At 51.1% G+C, this 19830-nt stretch carries 16 protein-coding genes and 2 pseudogenes; 9 read left to right on the top strand and 9 right to left on the bottom strand.

Annotated elements, in window-relative coordinates; all coding sequences use genetic code 11:
• Positions 1-48 precede the first annotated feature (48 nt).
• Together DTA24_RS09760 and DTA24_RS09765 are read right to left on the bottom strand one after the other, a co-directional pair.
• Positions 49-1011: an MDR family oxidoreductase gene (locus DTA24_RS09760; RefSeq protein WP_223168595.1), complete on the bottom strand. Its 963-nt coding sequence runs from the start codon at positions 1009-1011 to the stop codon at positions 49-51.
• Positions 902-1727: pseudogene (locus DTA24_RS09765) on the bottom strand (TetR family transcriptional regulator C-terminal domain-containing protein). Before DTA24_RS09765 ends, DTA24_RS09760 begins: the two are co-directional and overlap by 110 nt.
• Before the next feature lie 559 nt (positions 1728-2286).
• Here DTA24_RS09765 and DTA24_RS09770 point away from each other — a divergent pair.
• The 8 genes from DTA24_RS09770 (at position 2287) to DTA24_RS09805 (ending at position 10676) form a co-directional block, all read left to right on the top strand.
• Positions 2287-3921, top strand: coding sequence for a Na+/H+ antiporter (locus DTA24_RS09770; protein WP_008804176.1), 1635 nt, complete (start codon positions 2287-2289; stop codon positions 3919-3921).
• A gap of 454 nt (positions 3922-4375) precedes the next feature.
• Entirely contained in the window at positions 4376-5305 is a 930-nt protein-coding gene (gene epsC / locus DTA24_RS09775) for a serine O-acetyltransferase EpsC (RefSeq protein ID WP_032733503.1), read from the top strand.
• Positions 5306-5368: 63 nt separating this feature from the next.
• Positions 5369-6274, top strand: a complete 906-nt coding sequence (locus DTA24_RS09780; protein ID WP_012967642.1) for a PLP-dependent cysteine synthase family protein — start codon at positions 5369-5371, stop codon at positions 6272-6274.
• Entirely contained in the window at positions 6267-6695 is a 429-nt protein-coding gene (locus tag DTA24_RS09785) for a Mov34/MPN/PAD-1 family protein (protein WP_012541140.1), read from the top strand. The genes DTA24_RS09780 and DTA24_RS09785 overlap by 8 nt, the downstream gene beginning before the upstream one ends.
• A gap of 59 nt (positions 6696-6754) precedes the next feature.
• Positions 6755-7045 carry a MoaD/ThiS family protein gene (locus DTA24_RS09790; protein WP_008804180.1) on the top strand — a complete coding sequence of 97 codons (291 nt, stop codon included), beginning with the start codon at positions 6755-6757 and terminating at the stop codon, positions 7043-7045.
• Complete coding sequence (gene moeB / locus DTA24_RS09795) at positions 7042-8217, top strand: molybdopterin-synthase adenylyltransferase MoeB (RefSeq protein WP_022065165.1); 1176 nt, start codon at positions 7042-7044, stop codon at positions 8215-8217. Before DTA24_RS09790 ends, moeB begins: the two co-directional genes overlap by 4 nt.
• 37 nt (positions 8218-8254) lie before the next feature.
• Positions 8255-9199 (top strand): family 2A encapsulin nanocompartment shell protein, encoded by a 945-nt coding sequence (locus tag DTA24_RS09800; protein WP_008804182.1) that lies wholly within the window; start codon positions 8255-8257, stop codon positions 9197-9199.
• Positions 9186-10676 carry a cysteine desulfurase gene (locus DTA24_RS09805; RefSeq protein ID WP_123836749.1) on the top strand — a complete coding sequence of 497 codons (1491 nt, stop codon included), beginning with the start codon at positions 9186-9188 and terminating at the stop codon, positions 10674-10676. The genes DTA24_RS09800 and DTA24_RS09805 overlap by 14 nt, the downstream gene beginning before the upstream one ends.
• A 683-nt stretch (positions 10677-11359) precedes the next feature.
• On the opposite strand, the pseudogene DTA24_RS09815 reads toward DTA24_RS09805, so the two are convergent.
• From DTA24_RS09815 to DTA24_RS09830, 4 genes and pseudogenes are all read right to left on the bottom strand, one after another.
• Positions 11360-12513: pseudogene (locus DTA24_RS09815) on the bottom strand (MFS transporter).
• Positions 12514-12953: 440 nt separating this feature from the next.
• A complete protein-coding gene (locus DTA24_RS09820) occupies positions 12954-14090 on the bottom strand; it encodes a YncE family protein (RefSeq protein ID WP_123836751.1) in 1137 nt (378 codons plus the stop codon).
• 34 nt (positions 14091-14124) lie between these two features.
• Positions 14125-16344 carry a FepA family TonB-dependent siderophore receptor gene (locus tag DTA24_RS09825; RefSeq protein WP_319922322.1) on the bottom strand — a complete coding sequence of 740 codons (2220 nt, stop codon included), beginning with the start codon at positions 16342-16344 and terminating at the stop codon, positions 14125-14127.
• A gap of 293 nt (positions 16345-16637) precedes the next feature.
• Positions 16638-17030, bottom strand: a complete 393-nt coding sequence (locus tag DTA24_RS09830) for a hypothetical protein (RefSeq protein WP_123836752.1) — start codon at positions 17028-17030, stop codon at positions 16638-16640.
• A 165-nt stretch (positions 17031-17195) separates the two neighbouring features.
• Here DTA24_RS09830 and DTA24_RS09835 point away from each other — a divergent pair, with 165 nt between their 5' ends.
• Positions 17196-18020, top strand: coding sequence for an AraC family transcriptional regulator (locus tag DTA24_RS09835; protein WP_227540392.1), 825 nt, complete (start codon positions 17196-17198; stop codon positions 18018-18020).
• A gap of 224 nt (positions 18021-18244) precedes the next feature.
• On the opposite strand, the gene DTA24_RS09840 is transcribed toward DTA24_RS09835, so the two are convergent.
• Genes DTA24_RS09840 through DTA24_RS09850 form a run of 3 tightly spaced genes read right to left on the bottom strand, consistent with a single transcriptional unit; the run spans position 18245 to position 19709 of the window.
• On the bottom strand, positions 18245-18793 hold the full coding sequence (locus DTA24_RS09840; RefSeq protein WP_123836753.1) for a flavodoxin family protein: 549 nt from the start codon (positions 18791-18793) through the stop codon (positions 18245-18247).
• A 25-nt stretch (positions 18794-18818) separates the two neighbouring features.
• Complete coding sequence (locus DTA24_RS09845; RefSeq protein ID WP_123836754.1) at positions 18819-19247, bottom strand: DoxX family protein; 429 nt, start codon at positions 19245-19247, stop codon at positions 18819-18821.
• 15 nt (positions 19248-19262) lie between these two features.
• The gene (locus tag DTA24_RS09850) at positions 19263-19709 is read right to left on the bottom strand and encodes a MoaF-related domain-containing protein (protein ID WP_123836755.1); all 447 of its coding nucleotides are present in this window, start codon (positions 19707-19709) and stop codon (positions 19263-19265) included.
• Between the last annotated feature and the right edge of the window lie 121 nt (positions 19710-19830).

A 19830-nucleotide genomic window follows, 5' to 3' on the forward strand; every position in this document is an offset into this window, starting at 1 on the left:
CTTGATCCTCTCGAAGTCCGGCGCCCCACGGGCGCCGGGAGTAGAGGATTACTGGCCGATATTGACCAGCGTCCGGCCGTGAATCGTGTTGCTGAGAAAATCTGCGGCATACGCTGGCGCCTGCTCCAGCGTGATTTCGGTGGCCGCCTGCTGGTAGTAGCTCTCCGGCAGAAGCTGGGCCAGACGCTGCCAGACGGCGTTGCGTTCAGCGGTCGGCACCATCACCGAGTCCACCCCCTGCAGGCGCACGTTGCGCAGAATAAACGGCATCACGGTGGTCGGCAGATCGAAGCCCCCGGCCAGACCGCAGGCGGCGACGCAGCCGCGGTATTGCGTCTGCGCCAGCACTTTGGCCAGCATCGTGCCGCCTACGGTATCCACCGCGCCCGCCCACAGCTGTTTCTCCAGCGGACGGGTCTCCGCGAAGTCGCTGCGCGGCAGGATCGCATCGGCGCCCAGCTGACGCAGGTAATCGTGCGTCGATTCCCGGCCCGATACCGCCGTCACCCGGTAGCCCAGCGCTTTTAGCAACACCACGGCGGTGCTGCCGACCCCGCCGCTGGCACCGGTAACCAGGATTTCCCCGCTTTCCGGAGTGACGCCCGCATTGACGAGGGCATCAACGCACAGCATCGCGGTAAAGCCGGCGGTGCCGATGATCATCGCCTGGCGCGCGCTGAGCGCCGCCGGCAGGGCAACCAGCCAGTCACCTTTGACGCAGGCTTCGGTGGCCAGGCCACCCCAGTGGTTTTCGCCTACGCCCCAACCGGTCAGGATCACGTCCTGACCGGGAGCAAAGCGCGGATCGCGGCTTTCACTCACCCGTCCCGCAAAATCGATGCCAGGCACCATCGGGAACTGACGGATGATTTTGCCTTTGCCGGTGATCGCCAGGGCATCTTTATAGTTGAGACTCGACCAGTCGATAGCGACCCGAACGTCGCCTTCGGCAAGGGCGGGCAGGTCGATCGCTTTGATGGCGGCGACGGTGCGGTTGTCGATCTGGTCCAGAACTAATGCTTTCATGACAGAGTATTCCTCGTCGGAAGGGGGTTATCGGCGCTAACGCCGTCCTGTGCAGGTGTTTTTGTTGTCATACTGTGCGCAAAAAATTCCCAGTACTGGTGAAGCGGTGCGGCGGACTGGCACAGCCTGGCGCGCATCACCGCGCCTTCCCAGCCGATCCAGAAGACCTGGGCCAGCGCGTCCGGTGAGGCGTCGCGGGCGATCGCTCCGGCAGCCTGCGCCTCGTGCAGGCAGCGGGCCACGCGCGACTCCCATGCCGTCAGAATCGCTTTTAATCGCCCGGGAAAGGTGTCGGGTAACAGCGGGGCTTCCTGCAGGAGGTTGCCCACCAGGCAACCGCGGCGAAACTGGTATTTCTCCATCCCCTGGCCGGCATGACGCACAAAAGCCGCCATCCGTTCCAGCGGCGGCACGGCGTCGTCCAGCAGGAATTTATCTAATTTATGCGCAAAAAAGTCGCCATAGGCGCTAAGCACGGCCAGGCCAAAGGCCTCCTTGCTTTTAAAGCAGTGATAAAACGATCCCTTGGGCACATCGATATTCCTGATAACGGCCTCGATACCTGCCGCGAGATAGCCCGTTTCGGTCAGCACTTCAAGGCCTGAGCGAATCAGCGCCTGGCGCGTATCGTCAAACTGGCGATCGACCTTGGGTGGACGACCGCGGCGGGGCTTCAGGACGGCGGAGGTATCGGGATTCATCATTTAGACCGTGTGGTTTAATTGTCGGTCAGGGTACGCCCAAACCCGGGATGGGGCAAGCGCAGCGTGGCGGAGGAGAGGGATGTCGAAAACCAGGGTCAGGAAGGCGGCCTGGCATAAGCATGTTCTGGCACTGTACGGCGATAACCGTTGTTTTCGGCAGAGAAATATTACTCTGCGAATTCTATTAGGTTGCCTGGTAATATCCGTATTCGAAATACGATAAGAAGAACTAATAATATAAAAATATATTGATCCGTGATTACCATCAGGTGGGGTAGACGAGCGCCAGAGATACCTGCATTGCGCTGTCGCAGACGCGGATTGTCAATTATTTGCAGACGATGGCGGATTGACAAAGGCGGTACGATAAAACACATTGTCACCCCTGGTTCGGCATGAGGCGCACCGTAGTTTAAATAACATCGCCATCATACAGAGATTGCTGACCTCTATTATCGGCGTCTGAAGCAATAAACCGGCGATGAAACAACACCTGCAAGGAAAGGAATAAAAGCGTGATGTACAGAATGAGTATTGCCGTCAGAGGAGGGGGCGAATGTCGCTAATTACTATTGTGTTGGTCTTTATGATGGCCATCGTCGTGACCGTGTTCGTGTCTCATCTTCTGCCCGTTAAGGTGCCGCTGCCGCTGATCCAGATCGCCGCAGGCGCTGCGCTGGCCGCCGGCGGATTTCAGGTCGATTTCGATCCGCATATCTTTTTGCTGCTGTTTATTCCGCCGCTGCTTTTCCTCGATGGCTGGCGGATCCCCAAAGACGCCTTTTTCAGGGATATGAAGCCGATTCTGTCGCTGGCGATAGGCCTGGTGATGGTGACGATCCTCGGCATTGGTCTGTTTATACACTGGCTGATCCCGGCTATCACCGTGGCCGCGGGGTTCGCCCTCGCGGCTATTCTGTCACCCACCGATCCGGTGGCGGTATCGGCAATGACCGCCAGCTCGCCGCTTCCCTCAAGGATGGCGCATATTCTCGAAGGGGAGTCGCTGTTAAACGATGCTTCAGGCCTTGTCGCCTTTAACTTCGCCATCGCCGCGGTGCTGACCGGCAGCTTCTCGCCGGGAGACGCAGTGGTGAAGTTTTTCCTGATGGCGTTTGGGGGGATCCTCAGTGGCCTCGTGGTGGTGTGGGTCACCGGCAAATGCAACAACTTTCTCGTGCGGCGCACCCGCGAGGAGCCGGCAATTCAGATCCTGATAAGCCTGCTTATCCCCTTCGCTGCCTATTTGCTGGCCGAGGCGTTCCATGTCTCAGGCATTCTTGCTGCGGTGGCCGCCGGCATTGCGATGCACTATGAGCAGCTGTCGGGTCCCCGACTGCCGGCGACGCGTATGAAAAGCAGCGCGGTGTGGACCATGCTGCAGACCACCCTCAACGGCATGATTTTTCTCATGCTGGGCGAGCAGCTGCCGCGCATGCTGAAAACGCTTCCTGCGGTGGCCAGTCAGGCCGGCGTCTCGTCTCCCTGGTATCTGCTGCTGTACGCGGTGGCCATCACCCTGGCGCTTGGCCTGATGCGCTTTGCCTGGGTATGGCTGTCGATGACCCTGACGATTTTCCGCCGTAAGCGCCGGGGCAAGGCTATCACTATTCGTCCGCGATTCAGCATTATGGCCGTCATGGCGCTGGCGGGGGTAAAAGGTTCCGTCACCCTTGCCGGTATCCTGACACTACCGGTATTGCTGGCGGATGGCTCGCCGTTTCCGGGGCGGGAACTGCTGATCTTTCTCTCAATGGCGGTGATCCTGATGTCGCTCATCGTGGCGGCCGTCGGCCTGCCGTACATGACCCAGTATCTGGCCGATGATTTACCCCATGACACCGGGAAGGACAATATCGGTGCGGTGATGACCGAAGTGGCGATTAACCGTCTGAATGCGCTGCTGGACGAGCCGGTGGACGATCCGAATGAGCAGGCTTTGCGGGTCGATGCAGGCAATATGCTGCTGGAAACGTACCAGCGGCGGCTGCACTATAACGACAGTGACGAGGGGCAGGACGTCGGGCTGGAGCTGGCGAAGCGCGCCAGGCTGGAGAAGTATATGCAAAGAGAGGTTATTATCGCCCAGCGCCAGGAGCTGTTCCGGCTGCGGCGTGCCCATAACATCAGTGATACGACCTTTTATGAAGTGCTGCGGGAGATAGACCTCAAGGAAGAAAGCTTGCGCTAACAAACATGGCCGGTGGGCCGGGGCGTAAGCGCTGAAAGGGGCTGGTTCGCCTTCCGGAAGAGGTGTTCTGCCGCGGTATAAAACAAAGCCTGCTGGAAAGCAGGCTTTTTTTATGTTGGCGGCCTGGACTGGCGAACAGTGGCAGATGGGGCGAGTTGCTCTGAAAGCAAACCTCTGGCTCTACTTATTGCAAGGAACCTGCTTTTCCCCATCTCACTGGGGTTTGACGCCTGCAATGCTTGACCAGGCGGGATGCAATGTCGCGACTGAGTGAGGTGAGGGGGGAAGAATACCTTGATTTTTAACTATTTATTCTTTTCAGCTATTTAAAGTCAATAAGGTTATTTGTTTTTAATGTGGGTAATGCATAAAAGTGAGGTAACGCCAAAAAGAATTTTATCGATGTGCTTTTATGAAGGATATTATTATGCCGGAAGCGGGTGAATTGTATCTCTTGCCGAAAAGAGAAAATAACTGGCATTTAAATAATGTCGTCAATGAATTGCGTCGCGTTCGCCAGGCGTGGCGCGATGAGCACGCGAAGAATAATTATCGTAATAAACGGAGTTTACCTTCCCGGGAAAGCGTTAATTCCGTCGCGGATACATTGATAAAAGTGCTTTATCCGATGCGCTTAGGCGACGTGGACTTACGCAAAGAGGGGGAAGATTATTACGTCGGCCATTTGCTGGGCACCGCGCTGGACAGGCTCACCGAAGAAGCACTTCTGGAACTCTATTATCAGTCGGATGAGCAGGCGGAAAATGAGGTCCTGTTGCAGGAGGCGGCCAGACGCGTTCAGCAGTTTGCCAACCGTTTACCGGTGATTCGTCAGCGTCTTGACGGTGATATCCTCGCCGCTTATCAGGGTGACCCCTCCGCGCGCAGCATGGATGATGTGCTGCTCTGCTACCCGGGAATTCATGCGGTGATGCACTATCGGCTGGCCCATGAGCTGCATCAGCTCGACCTTCCGCTGCTGGCGCGCATCATCACGGAAAAGGCGCATAGCCAGACCGGAATCGATATTCATCCCGGTGCGCAGATTGATGACGGATTCTTTATCGATCACGGAACCGGCGTGGTCATTGGTGAAACCGCCATCGTCGGTAAACGAGTACGTATTTATCAAGCCGTCACCCTGGGGGCCAAACGTTTCCTCGTCGGTGAGGACGGACAATTGCAAAAAAATTATCCTCGCCACCCTATTATTGAAGATGACGTTGTGATTTATGCCGGCGCGACAATCCTCGGGAGAATTACCATTGGGGCGCGCTCCAGCATCGGAGGAAATATCTGGCTAACCCGTGATGTGCCACCGGACAGTAATGTTCAACAGGCGCGAATACAGCAGAGACATTTCAGCGACGGCGACGGCATTTAATCATTACAAGAATAAATAAACCTATCGTTCCCGTACCATTAAAATAACAGCGTGATCATTATTATGAATTTACTTGAAACGATTGGCGAGACGCCTTTAATAGCCTTGCCCTCTTTTTCTGCAGAATTATCGGGTGTCACGCTGCTGGCAAAAGCTGAATTTATGAATCCCAGCGGCTCGGTGAAAGACCGCGCGGCAAAAGCGATGGTACTGGACGGAATTGCGCGGGGGTTATTGACGCCGGATAAAACTATTATTGATGCGACCAGCGGTAATACCGGAATTGCTTACGCGATGATCGGCGCCGCGCTGGGGTATCACGTTCGGCTGTATCTCCCGCAGAATACCAGCCCGGAGCGTAAAAAAATAATTCGTCAGTATGGCGCCACGATTGTGGAGACTGATCCGCTTGAAGGTTCCGATGGCGCTTATCTTGAAGTCCAGGCCCAGGTCGCCGCACACCCGGAGCGCTATTTTTATCCCGACCAGTATAACAACCCCGTTAATCCGCAAACGCATTTCGCGACCACCGGGAAAGAGATCTGGGAGCAAAGCGGAAAGCAAGTCACCCATTTTGTCGCCGGGATGGGCACGTCAGGCAGTTTTGTCGGCACCGCCCGGCGGCTGAAGTTTGAGGATCCGCGGGTGAAAACCCTCGCCGTTCAGCCCGCTTCGCCATTCCATGGCATTGAAGGGACTAAGCATATGGGCAGCAGTATTAAACCCGGCATTCTCGACGAAACCCTGTTTGATGATGTGATTTCCGTCACCACCGAGGAGGCCTATGCGAGTGCGCGACGCCTCGCCCGGCGGGACGGCATTTTTGTCGGTATTTCATCTGGCGCCAATGTTGCCGCCGCCGCACGGCTGGCCCGCACGCTGCCGGCTGGTTCGGTGGTGGTCACGCTGCTGTGCGATGTGGGCTCCCGCTATTTGACCGACCCTTTCTGGAATGAAACCCATGATTGAATTGACTCGTGAAATCGCCAGACAGATTGGCGCTGAAGGGGAAAAGACCTATCCCAATGAATGCTGTGGTGCGCTTTTTGGTCATTTATCTGCGCAGGGCGATGGCCGCGTGACGGCGATTTTCCCCATCGTCAACGCGCGGGAATCGGAAGAGCAGTACCACCGCTTTGTTATCACCGCCGACGACGCCTTGCGGGCGGAGCGTGCTGCGCTGGCGGAAGGTGTGGATGTCATCGGCTATTACCATTCGCACCCCGATCATCCGGCCATTCCATCGGAATTTGACCGTGAACATGCCCTGCCGTTTTACGCCTACATCATCGTGGCGGTCGCGCAGCGGCAGGCGGGGGCGCTGACCAGCTGGCGGCTCACGCAGGACCGCCTGCGCTTTTTGCAGGAGGAAGTGCACATCGTTTCATGACGTGAATAACAGGCACAACGTTGCCGGAAACCAGAGCAAAACACGGAGAGATTATCACTATGGCATCGACATTACTGATCCCCACTGCGCTACGCGCGTTCACCGACGGTCAGGGGAAGGTGACCCTCGAAGGTCACACCGTTGGGCAACTGGTCGCGGCGCTGGCGGCGCGATATCCGGACATTCAGCCGCATCTGTATGACGACGCAGGCGCGTTGCGCAGCTTTATCAATCTGTATGTGGGTGAGCACAATATTAAAACTACCGGTGGGCTGGAGACGCCGGTTAGCGATGGGGCGGAAGTGTTGCTGGTTCCCGCCATTGCCGGTGGCGTCGGGAAGGCGATATGAGCAGACCGAGCATTATCCCGGACGACCGTCTGTCGGAGCTGACGCATGCTGAGATTGCCCGCTACAGCCGCCACTTGCTGCTGCCGGAAGTCGGGCTTGAGGGGCAAAAGCGTCTGAAGGCCGCCCGCGTGTTACTTATTGGCACCGGCGGGTTGGGGGCGCCAGTGGCGCTTTATCTGGCCGCGGCGGGGGTTGGTAAGCTGGGGATTGTCGACTTTGATTTTGTCGATATCTCCAACCTGCAAAGGCAGATTATTCACAGCACCAAAGATATTAACCGCCCCAAAGTCGCTTCGGCGAAAGACAAGATTAAAGCAATTAACCCCGAGATTCAGGTGGAAACCTATAACACCACCCTGAGTAGTAAAAACGCGCTCGAGATCATCCGCGAATACGACCTGGTGGTCGACGGCACGGACAATTATCCCACCCGGTATCTGATCAACGATGCCTGCGTGTTACTGGGTAAGCCGCTGGTCTACGGCTCCATCTTCCAGTTTGAAGGGCAGGCCAGCGTTTTTTATGCCGGGCAAGGGCCCTGCTACCGCTGCCTTTATCCCGAGCCACCGCCGCCGGGGCTGGTGCCCTCCTGCGCGGAAGGCGGCGTGGTCGGTGTGTTGCCGGGCATTATTGGCACTATTCAGGCCGCGGAAGCCATCAAGCTTATCGTCGGCGGCAGCGAGAGCCTGATCGGCCGTCTGCTGCTCTTCGATGTGTGGCAGATGAAGCAACGTGAACTGCGGCTGGAGAGGGACCCCGGCTGTCCGGTCTGCGGTGAGCATCCGTCGATCCATGCGCTCATCGACTATGAGGAGTTTTGCGGGCTGAAACCTGATGAGTCAGAAGCACCCATTGAAAGCGTCACGGCGCTTGAGCTTCATGCGTGGATAGAGGAGGGAAAACCCCTGCAACTGATCGACATTCGTGAGCCCCACGAAAGAGCGATCGCAAAATTTCCGCAGGCCAAAGTGATGCCGCTGGGCCAGATAGTCAGACGTATCGATGAATTCGATCCGACGGTCGATGCGGTGTTTCTGTGCAAGATAGGGCAGCGCAGTATTTTCGCCATTCGGGCACTCCAGCGCGCAGGTTATCAGGGGCGCGTGATGAATTTAAAAGATGGCCTAAACGCCTGGGCGCGGGATGTCGATACCCGTTTACCGCAGTACTAACCTTCAGCTCCACTCTTTCAAACACTAAGGACTTATCATGGCAGAACAAAAAAGCATTAATGCACTGGGGCGTGAAGCCGCGTATCAGTTAGCGAATGTGACCAAAACGGCGCCGCAATTTGCGGCAATTACTCCGCGCTGGGTCAGTCGTTTTCTCGATTATAAAGGGCTGGAGTCGGGCATTTATCGCGTCAACAAGGTCGTGGAGGGGGAGACGCCGCTGGACGTATTATGCAGCCAGGACCCTTCACGCGTAGAGATACCACAGGGCTATATTGAGTATCAGACCACACCGCGCGAATATCAGCTGGATTCGATCTCGACCATTATTAACGTTGATACCAAAATTGCCGATCTCTACAGTTCGCCCTATGACCAGGCGTCAGAGCAAATTGCGCTGGCGATCGAAAGCCTGCGTGAACGCCAGGAAAGCCAGCTTATTAATAATGATGAATATGGACTGCTGAAAAATATTGATGACTCGCAGCGCATTCAGACCCGCAACGGCCGCCCGACGCCGGATGATCTGGATGAGTTGTTGTCAAAAGTGTGGAAAGAGCCTTCCTTCTTCCTCGCCCATCCGCGGGCCATTGCCGCCTTTCAGCGTGAAGCCACGCGACGCGGTGTGCCGCCGGTCACGGTGAACCTGCATGGCGGGACTTTTATTCTGTGGCGCGGTATTCCGCTGATCCCTTCCGATAAACTTTTTGTCGACGGACTGAAGAACCCAAAAAGCCAGGGCGGGAAAACCAATATTCTGCTGATTCGCTCCGGGGAAAGTAAACGCGGCGTGCTGGGGCTTTATCAGGAAGGGCTGCCAAACGAGCAGTCTCGCGGGCTGTCGGTGCGCTTCCGCGGGATCGATGATAACGGCGTGGCCTCTTATTTACTCTCACTTTATTGCTCCGCCGCGATCCTGGCCGATGATGCCATTGCTGTGCTGGAAGATGTTGAAGTGGGTGAATATTATGACTACGAGTAATTTATTCACGCTTCCCTTTGCGCCGGGCGGATGGCCCGGCGAGGCGGGTGACGCCCCCTCTGCACGCGATTATGGTCTGCCCGACGCGCGGGATCTGCAAGGGTTGCTGAGCGATACGCCCGCCCGTCCGCGCGGAGTGGAGGCGGCCTACGCGCCGCGGGTGGTGCCACTGGGCCAGGAGAGCAGGGCGGATATCGCACCTCGCGGGTTTGCGTCATTGCCTGCTTTCGGCTCCCGGCCTGCGCCAGCGGCGCGGGTTGGGCAGATCCCGGTTGAGCGGATCCGTGCGGATTTTCCGATCCTCGCCGAACAGGTGGAGGGGCATCCGCTGGTGTGGCTGGATAATGCCGCGACGACCCAGCGCCCGAAGCAGGTTATCGATCGCATCAGCCATTATTATTTGCACGAGAACTCGAACGTTCATCGGGCGGCGCATACGCTTGCCGCTCGTTCCACCGATGCTTATGAAGCCGCGCGGGAGAAAGTATCGCGCTTTATTGGCGCCCGCGGCCCGGAGAAAATCATCTTCGTGCGCGGCACCACGGAGGGACTCAATCTTATCGCGCACAGCTACGTGAAGCCGCTGCTACGCCCTGGGGATGAAATTATCCTCACGCAGCTTGAGCATCACGCCAACATTGTGCCGTGGCAACTTATTGCGCAGGAGACGGGCGCGACGATCCGCGTTGCGCCGGTTGATGAGCACGGACAGCTGATTGTCGAGGAGTATATTCGGTTATTCAACGATAAAACCCGTTTTGTGTCCGCTACTCACGTTTCCAACGCCCTGGGGACCGTGACGCCGGTTCAGGAACTGGTGCAGATCGCCCATCGTTTTGGCGTGCGTATCGCCATCGACGGCGCGCAGTCTATCTCACATATCCCGACCAACGTCACGGCGCTGGATGCCGATTTCTTTGTCTTCTCCGGGCATAAAATTTTTGGACCTACCGGGATCGGCGTCGTCTATGGCAAGCAGGAGGTGCTGGAAGAGGCGCGCCCGTACCAGGGCGGCGGGAACATGATTGCCGACGTGACCTTTGAGCTGACGCGCTACCAGCCTTCGCCGAATAAATTTGAAGCGGGAACGGGCAATATTGCCGATGCCGTCGGGCTGGGGGCGGCCATCGACTATGTGACCTCACTGGGGATTGAAAATATTGCGCAGTATGAGCATGCCTTACTGGAGTATGGGATTGCGAAGCTGTCGGCTATTCCGGGCCTGACGCTGGTCGGCACCGCGGCGAACAAAACCAGCGTCTTGTCTTTTGTGCTGGCGGGGCATGAAAATGAAGCCGTGGGGCGCTATCTCAGTCAGGTTGGCATCGCTGTGCGGTCCGGGCATCACTGTGCGCAACCGATCCTGCGTCGTTTGGGCTATGAGAGTACCGTCCGGCCTTCGCTGGCTTTTTATAACACGCCGCAGGAAATTGATTTTCTCGCCGAACAGGTTGCCCGATTTGCCGCGCGGCAATGACGCCGTAAACCGCGTAAGGCCGCATGAAAAGCGAAAAGCAAAAAGCCTGCTCGAAAGCAGGCTTTTTTAAATTTGGCTCCTCTGACTGGGATCGCCTTTGCCAACAAGTGGCTGATAATTAAGCTAAGCCAGAATGGCTTGCCTGTCAAGACCACCAGAATGACCACCAATAGTTACGGATTACATAAATCTGGTTTGAACGATCCTCAGCACGTGCTCGTGATGATGGTTACAATGGCTTAACCTGAAAAGGATGCGTAGCTAATGTGGGCGTTTAAGAATCTATCCTGAGTGAAGTGTGACCAAATGACCCCAAATCGGATAACCAATCTTTCCCGATGGGGAAGGGAAAATAAAAAAGCATCTGAAAGACTTTTCTCACTAACACGCTAAATCTAGATAATATGAAGATTCGCGAAGAAAACATAATTCTGATTCTTCTGACTGGCATGAACACCACATGTCAGTTAAAGACGGTTCAGGAGGACTTGGATAGTTCGTATAACTAATTAAATAAAAAGGTGGATCTACCGCGACCTTAACGCCTGATAGCAGTGAGCTAAGGCCCCACATCTAAGATGTTCTGACTCGGATCGCTCGTAAGCATGCCGTTTCAGCAACCCTGATCTGGGAATTTAAGTTTAATATCCCGAATTAACAAGTGCAAAAATTATCGTAAGCTATCATTTTGCTTGCTGGCTATATATTCTGAAATTCCATACCGCTCTCAGAACCAAAATGCAGCAGGTCACCAGGAATACCGGACGCATGCCTAAATAACCACCAATAAAACCACCTATAAGCGGTCCTGTAAACTGACCAGCGAATTGTGCAGCAACAGAATAGCCAAGTATGGTACCTACCATCTCATCCGGGACATGCTGACGAAGCACTGAGGCGATACAAGGTAAAAGGCCGCCTAAAGCCAGTCCCATAAGAAAACGCAGGATAATTAACTGCCAGCCTGCGCTGACAAATGCCTGTGGAATAAGCAGAAGTCCGGTCACAGCAAGGCCGATAGTAATTATGCGAAGATGCCCAATTCTGTCCGCCAGTTTTCCAAGCCAGGATGCGGACAGAATGCTGCCCAGGGCCGTTGCTGACATGACATAGCCTGCAACCTGGGTCACATACGACGGGTCACTGACGAGCATACGAACGTAAACGGTTATGATGGGTTCAATTGACATATTGGCCAGCATCAGCAGTACACCAGTGCAGAGCATACAAATAATAACTGTGCGATAAGGCAGATTCGCCAGGCTGATGCGAGTTTTTCCGACAGATTCAGACGTTTTTGGCGTATCATTCCCGAATGAGCGTAATCGTCATCACAAATGTCAGAAAAATGAGAGCACTGGCGCAAAAAAACGTTGACCGGATACCGATTAAGTCAGGTAGCCATCCGCCTGAAAGCGGGCCGGCAAGATTACCGGCCATTACTCCTGATGAAACAATTCCTAGCGCCCACGCCCCACGATTTTTAGGTGTCTGAACGGCAATGAGTATCCTCCAGCAAGACCAATGAGCAGTCTCAGACCAATAAGTTGCCAGATGTTTGTCACCATACCCATTAAGGAGACTGCAATGGCCATTCCAAGACTCGCCATCACCTGCATAGATTTACGACCAAACCGGTCTCCAAGCCTTCCCCAGACGGGAGCTATGAGTCCGGCTGAAATAAAAGTTGCGCTGAAAGCAATGACGGACCACTGAACTACAGCTGAGTGTCCATGTACGCCAAGCTCTTCGATATAAAGGGGCAAAAAAGCAACATAATAGTCATCGCAAAGACCGTTGTGAAGGAACCAAAAAAACAAACAGGTTTTGCTGCCAGTAGGTATTGTTATGTTGCGACATACAATATTACCTTTAGATACATAAATCAGGTTTTTTTTTAAAAAAAGCAAAAATAGTTATTTGTCATCTAATGATGATAGAAACGCATCTATCTTACCAGCCTTTCCAGACTTAGAAAGTTGTCCTGGATGCAACAGTTAGATGAAAATCAGTTCTGAGTGGATAAAGCAGACTTTGCAGAAAAGTACTGCCGGTAACATTTAGTTTCTTTATGTATTTTTACTGCACTCTACTTAATAAAGCGAAATTGCCGGGCTTCATCTATTCATGCCGATGTTTTCAATTTTTGTATTATTTTTGGAAAAGAGGGCGTTATCGTTCTCAAGCCTATAAGGCTTAGCAAGATGTTACCAAATGGTGAGTTTATCAAAATTATTAAAGGGCTGTAAAAGCAGCCCTTATCAGGTATTTATCATTTCAAGGTCTAATTCTGGTCAGTGTGTCTCCCCCTGGCTCGTAAGGCAGAGGACCTTCCGTAACATTACCTGCATATCCTTTAGCACGATTACTGACGTAAACAATACCGTCGGATGGATTAATCGCGATACTCTGAGGATGAGTTCCGGTATAGAGGTTCGCTTCCACACGATAAGTATCTCCGTTTATGATTGTCACAGTACCGTCGCCCCGGTTTGCAACGTAAAGTTTATTGGTTTTACTGTCGTACTTCGCACTTAATGAACCAGCCCCCGTATTGATGTTTTTTATGAGTTTTCCATCTTTTGCACTGATGACACTGACATTTCCTGATGCCTGATTAACGGCAAATATACGTCCCTTATCGCTATCGAAGGCGAGATTAATTGTGTCCGGCCCGTCAGCCTTTTCTTTCCATGCTGGATTTCCATTTATTACAGCTGATGATGGGAACGTCCTTACTACGTTACAGGTAGCAGGATCAATCTCGGCAATTTCATTTTTGAAAAAGTCAGCGACGTATAATTTTCTGGTTTTATTATCAAAAACCATCCCTGTAGCTGATTTTACAGGATCCAGAATTGTATGTTTTACGGTATCAGTATTTCCGTCAATAACCCAGACAGTACTTTGGGGAGCAGGTTTATCTTTACTGTGTTGAAAACCGCCGACCGATGAAGCGAAAATTGTATTTGTTCTGGCATCTATGACGATCTCCCGCAGTGGTGAGTGCGAAGCAGGATTCCGGATGGAATGAAGCTTCATACCTGTTTTAACATCGTAAACAGCCACAACCCCGGATATACTGTCCGAAGCGTACAGTTTCTGCGTATTCACATTGAGTGCAATCCCGAAGGGGAGGTCATGTCCTACATCAATCGTTTTTTTCTTTTCAAGCGTCCTGGCATCAACCACTACGATCCCCGCCTGTCTGTAACCATCTTTGCTGACCGGCCCTGAAGTGGCAACATAGATCTCATCGAATTTAGGATTATAGGCGATCTCATAGACACTATTTCCAATTTTCACCGTTTTATCCACCGACGGAAGTGCATATGCAGTCGTTGAAACAACCATCAGGACTCCGGTTATAAAACGTATTTTTGATGGTATCGCCTGGGTCATTTTTCTTTTCATCTGGTTACACCATTTGGTTTATCATTATTTCTTTTCAGAAAGATGCTGTAACGCCCATGTAATAAGCTCTTCCTGGTTCATTATAAGTTGAAGCCCCTAACCCGCTTCTCTTTATATCCTTATCGAAAAGGTTGGTAATTCCTGCTTTTACATCAAGATTTTTCGTGACCCTGTACTGGGCACCAACACCTACAAGACCGTATGAACCTACCCGCATCTGATTTAACCCATAGAATTTATCAGTATTAGTCACTGCGTTTTTGCGTGGTTTTTGCGGACCGTAAAAGGTGTAGTTTATATTTGTTGAAAGAGCATCAGTCACCTGCCAGTCCAGGGTAGAATTAATTGTGTATTCTGGAATGATTGATAATGGATTACCAGTGGTTTTATCTTTTGATTCAATCATATAAGTCCCATTGGTGGAGAGTTCAAGTCGATCCTTCAATGGTATGGTCAGATTACCTTCCAGTCCCTGAACAACCGCCTTTCCGGTATTCTCCCATCGTAAAATGGATGTACCACTGCGGGTAACACCAAGAACATCGGAGCCAGCAATGATTTTATTTTTGTAATCATTACGGAACCAGGTGATCCCCGCTAACCATCCTTCATTTTTAAACTCCAGCCCGATTTCTTTATTGATGCTAATTTCGGGCTTCAGATCATCATTGCCCAGGAGATAGCAGGGGCCATAGCCCATTGAAATGGGGCATCCAAGTCCATAGGAGTTCAGCGCGTAGTTAGGGTTGGATTGATACAGGTTAGGTGCTTTGAAAGCTCTGGCGATACCTGCCTTTAATTTGAACATATCGCCCAGTCCCTGAGAAACATTGAGGCTTGGACTGAAATTACTGCCGAAGTCGCTGTGATGATCGAAACGTAAGCCAGGGATGATTTCAGTGCTGTCCGAGGCCTGGATATTATCCTCAAGATAAAGGCCTGAAATATCCGCAGACGACCCGGAACTCCGGCCAGTGGAAGGTACACCGGCGATCATATCTCCGGGGAACAATGCTTCGCCTGTCGAACCCGGATCATTGAGTTCCGAGCGGGTCCATTCAGCACCCAGAGTGAATGTATGGTCAACCCAGAGCTCAACTGGAAAATTTACTTCACCGTTAACTCTGTAGTCCTTCAGCCTGCTGGTCTGAAAATCAGCATCATCCGCTATTGTTCCTTCGACTCGCCCCGCCAGTCCTTCCTGTAACCGACTGTTTCTGGTTTGTTCGAACTGGAATGATAATCTGGACTGCCCCCAGTCCCAGATGCCATTATGCGTGACAGCAATGTTTTGACGATACAACCGGTTCGTCTCAGCGCCGGATTTTGCAAGCTCATTGGTTTTGTTTGTGGCCATGCTGAACTGAGTATCACCTGCATAAATATTCCCCTGCCGACTATAGCCTGCGTCAAAATCAATGATCTGATTAATAGTCGGCTTCCAGGATAAAACAGCATTTACATCCTTATTTCTGACGCCCTCTCGCCCGGCTGGGGTCAGCCCGGATTCAGAACTCGTACCATTAATATCCGGGCTGTCAGCTTTGGTCTTGTTCCAGTTACCATAAATCCGCATCGTGAGGGCATCACCCGCCAGGGGGCCACTCAGGCTGAAATTAGTCCGGTTTGTGTTACCTTCACGGCTGCTCTCTGGCTGGTTGAGAAAATATCCCCAGCTTCCGTGCCATTCATTTGTAGGGCGTTTGGTTATGATGTTAACTACACCCCCTGAGGCTCCCGAACCATATCTGGCTGCGGCGGGACCACGCAAAACCTCAATGTGATCGACTTCTTCAGCAGGTACCCAGTTAGTATCCCCGCGAGTATCCCTTTCACCATCCCATGAATAACGAATAGAATTTCTGGACATTACCGGATTTCCGTCAATCAGAATCAACGTGTTCTCTGGACCCATTCCCCGGATATCAATCTGCCGGTTATTACCGCGTGCACCTGTGTTACTATTCCCGGTAAGGTTAACGCCTGGCATTTTTCGGATGATGTCAGATAAATCATTAACCGGCGGATTTTTACGGATATCCTCTGATGTAATCGTGGATACCCCAGGTTGTTGTTTGAGCATTTTTTCTGCTGTGACCAGCATAGTTTCTTCCTGGTCATCTGACGGCATCACATTACCGGAAACATCGGTTTCAGGTATATCAGTTGCCTGAGCACATACATGCGGTGCAGAAAGGCTGAAGATGAGCATGCCGGCCACAGGTTTCAGGCGAAATAAATAAGGTGTGTTCATAACATATCCCAAATGTTTGAAAGAGAATCTAAATAATAATCATTACCATTAATGATTAAATGAAATCGCGTCTGTTTGCTTCAGATAACGAAAATATAAAATAATAGAGTCATTGAATACTCTGAAATAATAAAAAAAGAGATAACATTTAATATTCCTGGTATCGATATCACCTATAATCAGGGAATGTCGTATTTGCCTTTTGGAAATATATGTCATCAGTTAATTTTCTTTTTATTTTTCTGAAGAAATAACTGAGTAAATCTGTTTATGGTTATTTAAAATTCTTCACCTTAATTTTCAAGAGATAATAATTTACGCCCGATTTGTATTGCCTCTTCCTTACTGGCGGCAATCAAAAAAGGGTATCCCCATAACTTCTCATAGGATGATGCAATTTTTCTCGCGGATAAATGTTTATTTTCGTCTGATTCAATGTAAATGCTGGCTTTAACTAAGGTGGTTAATCTGATTCTGTTAACTTTCACCCAACGTGAGATTTGATGCATATGTTGACGATCTTCTTTAAACTCACCCACGCTTAATCCTTCATCATTGAGCATAATGAAAGGCTCATTTCTGTTTAGCAGAGAATCAAACTGCTCTAATGGGGAAATATTATTGTTTAGGCCTTCTTCCTGCATATATGTCCAGACAAATGGGAAGTCTTCAGTGTTAACCTTCATATCTACCTCTCTGAATACTGACACCAAACTAAGGCTCATTATTTATAACGATGTCAGTCAACAGACTTAATTTAACTTGTTATGGGCTGGATATCATTGCACAATTCGGCCATAATATTTTTAGAACAGGCCATAATGAGGCCTCTTAACATCCGGATCTCCAAAATGCTTTCACAACCAGACCAAATCGACAGAATATTTTTCGCTCACACAGGCACAGGTGCTCCCTGGAACTGGGGAAAACCACATAAACATGCCAAAGCACAACTCCTGTACACCGTTAAAGGCATTCTCCATTGTGAAACAGATCGCGGTATGTGGATCGTTCCGCCACAAAGCGCACTTTGGATCCCGGGATTGGTTTTACACTCAGTAAAAGGACACGCCGAAACACAATGCTATTCATTTTATATAACGCCTGATGCGCTGGCAGGATTACCTCTCAGTTGTTGTACTCTTGCTGTTTCGCCTTTGTTACGGGAACTATTATTAAAAGCGATCCAGTTCCCTGCGCTGTATTCACCAGAGAGTGCAGAAGAGCGCCTCATTTATACCCTCCTTGATGAAATTGCATCAGCCCGGGCTGAGAGTCTGAGCTTTCCATTACCAACGGAGCCACGCCTGCAAAGGCTGGCTAAAGATCTGATGGATATGCCTTCAGAAAAGACAACAAAAAGTGAGTGGGCCCAGCGTATTGGTATGAGTGAGAGGAGTATGAGCAGACAACTGATGGCTGAAGTAGGAATGAGTTTCAGAATTTGGCGACGCCAGTTACATGTAATCCTGGCCCTTCAGTGGCTGATGAATGGCAGCAGTGTAAAAAACGTTGCGCTGAGACTCGGTTATGAGAATGCCAGCGGTTTTGTGACAATGTTTCGTAAGTCGGTAGGAAAACCACCGATAAAATATCTGACAGAAAGAACAGTAGAAAAAGTAACGCCCCCTGTCCCGGCTATCATCCTGCCAGCCGCACAGGGTAACATTCAGTAGAGATAAGAATACCAGTCAATGATCTGAGAATCTTTACTTTAGTTAACACGGATAAAAACTGAAGTTAACGGAATGGATTGTAGTACAATCACCTTCCCGTTTGCCTATAACTACCATTGTAACAAAATCAATCAGCCTTCTGGGGGAATTTATATCGATCTTAACATTTATTATATATTTCACTGAGATGTTGGCCCGTCCTTTCCGGAACGGACCAGCCATTATTAATTAAATCTTTGCGCAATGGAGACAATACGCTCACCAAATTTAACGGCAGTATCCAGATCCCCGGATGCAATTTTATCCGTGCCGGCATCAGATGGTGACTGCACGAGAAGACCAACAGAACCGCCGAGGTTATTGATGTCTTCACGTGTGGCAGCGAGTGTGTTCGATGGCAACATGCCCAGGCTTACCCAGATCCCGCCATGCTGGGAGGCTAGGGTATGCAGGTATTGCAGAGAAACTTGCTTGTCACCGTTCAGGCTGGCACTGTTGCTGAATCCGGCAAAAATTTTATCCTGCCAGCCACGGCTGACCCAGACTTTAGAGGTTGCATCCGCAAACTTTTTGAACTGCCACGGAACACTACCCATATAGGTGGGCGCACCAAAAATGATTGCTTTCGCATCATTCAGCTTTTGCCAGTCATTCTCCTGAATATCACCATTTTCATCAACAGCAATCAACTCAGCCTGAGCACCGGATGCCACTTTTTCAGCCACCAGTTTTGTATGACCATATCCGGAATAATAAACCACTACGATGCTCATGAAATGTCTCCTTAATTATCATTGATCATTCGTATCTGGCTGAAAGGCAATATTTGCCAGCCCCCAGAAACATAATGCACACTCCGCCCATGAAATAGAGTGCTTCGTTTTCAAGCCCCCAGGCGCCCACCTTGGTAATGATGAAAAATTTACCAATCCCAACAAGTAACGTGGCGACCAGAATATTGAACGAATAAATAAATGCTGCAGGTCGGGTAAACCAGCCGAGAATGATACATAACGGCGCTACAATCTCACCGAGGAATACACCATAAGCTATAAATCCGGGTAATCCTCTGGCTTCCAGCAGGCCGGAAATCCAGCCAATACCGTGGTTCATTTTTGCAACACCATGGAATATCACTAATATTCCGAACGTGAGACGCAGTAAAAGTTTCCCGAAATCGGGATGATTCGTATACTGGCTGAATAAGGAATTAAAACGATTCAACATTTTCTTTTTCTCTTGTTATTTCTTTATTTCTGTCAGTGTATCTTTCCTGCGAGACGCCGAGCCGTCCGGTAAAAAAATATTGGTATAAGAAATTCCGTTACGGAAGTCATCCACATGAACCACATGCTGACCCGCACGGCGTGACCAGTAGATCATGTACACGTCATTTCCAATCGGTGTCACGGTAATCGGCACTGTGGCCGAGTTTTTACCATCGGGTGACGTAAAATGCATTTCATGAACCGACGGGAAATCCAGCCGAAACTTCTGATCGCCAAAATCAACGTTATAAGATTTCCCGAGTGGGGAAAATTCATCACCATTAACCTGTGGTACCACATGTGGGTCTGTTTTCTGTGCCAGGGTAACACCGGGAAAACCGATACTCACGGCAGCAACCAGGATGAGCGGGAGCAGTCTGTTACTTAACTGGGTCTTGCCCCGCTGCAGAATTTTTGCCATTTTTGGCTCCTTAGTATCAAATAGAAACCAACGACCAATTTATACACAAGATGGGCAGGTTACGGAAGAAGGCACCTGAATGTCACCAGGTACCCTCATGGGAACCTGACTGGAGAGACTA

The organism is Klebsiella sp. P1CD1, from assembly GCF_003790505.1.
Taxonomy (GTDB): domain Bacteria; phylum Pseudomonadota; class Gammaproteobacteria; order Enterobacterales; family Enterobacteriaceae; genus Klebsiella; species Klebsiella variicola.

Coding starts and splice junctions, on each gene's coding strand:
- DTA24_RS09770 (WP_008804176.1), top strand. CDS start 2,287: ATGTCGCTAATTACTATTGTGTTGGTCTTTATGATGGCCATCGTCGTG.
- DTA24_RS09780 (WP_012967642.1), top strand. CDS start 5,369: ATGAATTTACTTGAAACGATTGGCGAGACGCCTTTAATAGCCTTGCCC.
- DTA24_RS09785 (WP_012541140.1), top strand. CDS start 6,267: ATGATTGAATTGACTCGTGAAATCGCCAGACAGATTGGCGCTGAAGGG.
- DTA24_RS09790 (WP_008804180.1), top strand. CDS start 6,755: ATGGCATCGACATTACTGATCCCCACTGCGCTACGCGCGTTCACCGAC.
- moeB (WP_022065165.1), top strand. CDS start 7,042: ATGAGCAGACCGAGCATTATCCCGGACGACCGTCTGTCGGAGCTGACG.
- DTA24_RS09800 (WP_008804182.1), top strand. CDS start 8,255: ATGGCAGAACAAAAAAGCATTAATGCACTGGGGCGTGAAGCCGCGTAT.
- DTA24_RS09805 (WP_123836749.1), top strand. CDS start 9,186: ATGACTACGAGTAATTTATTCACGCTTCCCTTTGCGCCGGGCGGATGG.
- DTA24_RS09820 (WP_123836751.1), bottom strand. CDS start 14,090: ATGAAAAGAAAAATGACCCAGGCGATACCATCAAAAATACGTTTTATA.
- DTA24_RS09825 (WP_319922322.1), bottom strand. CDS start 16,344: ATGAACACACCTTATTTATTTCGCCTGAAACCTGTGGCCGGCATGCTC.
- DTA24_RS09830 (WP_123836752.1), bottom strand. CDS start 17,030: ATGAAGGTTAACACTGAAGACTTCCCATTTGTCTGGACATATATGCAG.
- DTA24_RS09835 (WP_227540392.1), top strand. CDS start 17,196: ATGCTTTCACAACCAGACCAAATCGACAGAATATTTTTCGCTCACACA.
- DTA24_RS09840 (WP_123836753.1), bottom strand. CDS start 18,793: ATGAGCATCGTAGTGGTTTATTATTCCGGATATGGTCATACAAAACTG.
- DTA24_RS09845 (WP_123836754.1), bottom strand. CDS start 19,247: ATGTTGAATCGTTTTAATTCCTTATTCAGCCAGTATACGAATCATCCC.
- DTA24_RS09850 (WP_123836755.1), bottom strand. CDS start 19,709: ATGGCAAAAATTCTGCAGCGGGGCAAGACCCAGTTAAGTAACAGACTG.